This is a genomic window from Comamonas sp. wu1-DMT (genome assembly GCF_040187805.1).
Taxonomy (GTDB): Bacteria; Pseudomonadota; Gammaproteobacteria; order Burkholderiales; family Burkholderiaceae_C; genus Comamonas; species Comamonas thiooxydans.
In genome coordinates, this window is sequence record NZ_JBANEM010000062.1 from 1 (window position 1) to 679 (window position 679).

Annotated in this window: 1 protein-coding gene and 1 pseudogene; both read right to left on the reverse strand. The window is 60.4% G+C overall.

Annotated elements, in window-relative coordinates:
- Positions 1 to 113, reverse strand: a 113-nt coding sequence (locus V8Z78_RS27060) for a sugar phosphate nucleotidyltransferase (RefSeq protein ID WP_349732517.1), incomplete at its 3' end; no start/stop codon positions are given.
- A 63-nt stretch (positions 114 to 176) separates the two neighbouring features.
- A pseudogene (locus V8Z78_RS27065) lies at positions 177 to 679 on the reverse strand (sugar nucleotide-binding protein); the annotation flags it as partial.

Consider the following 679-nt stretch of genomic DNA (forward strand, 5'->3'; position numbering starts at 1 on the left):
ATCATGGGCTTGTCGTAGATCGGCAGCAGCTGTTTGCTGATGGCCAGGGTGGCGGGGTGCAGACGGGTGCCGGAGCCGCCAGCCAGAATGATGCCTTTGCGCTGTGTCGTCATGATGAATCAATGGATGGCTTCCAACGCTTTGCAGATAAGCGTTGGAAGCGAGTTATTTGAAAATTACAGAATTTCGCGCAGCATGCGCTCCACGCCTTGCTGCCATGCAGGCAGATGCAGTTGCATGGTCGCTTGCAGCTTTTGCGTATCCAGACGCGAGTTCAAGGGCCGCGCGGCCGGTGTCGGGAAGGCCGTGGTCGGCACGGCAGCAATGCTTTGCACCTTCCAGTCCAGATCCGGTCGCAGGCTTTGGGCGCGCTCGATCACATGGCTGGCATAGGCATGCCAGTTGGTTTCTCCTGCCGCAACCAGATGGTAGAGACCGCCATCGCCGTCATGAGCGCTCACATGGCGCACGGCATGGGCCGTGACATCGGCGATCAGATCGGCTCCGGTGGGGCCCCCCATTGATCGTTGATCACGCTGAGCACCTCACGCTCCTGCGCCAGACGCAACATGGTCTTGGCAAAGTTGCCGCCACGCGCTGCATAGACCCAGCTGGTGCGAAAAATCAGATGGCGGCAATGCGTGGCCGCAATCCGCTGCTCGCCCTCCAGCTTGGTGCG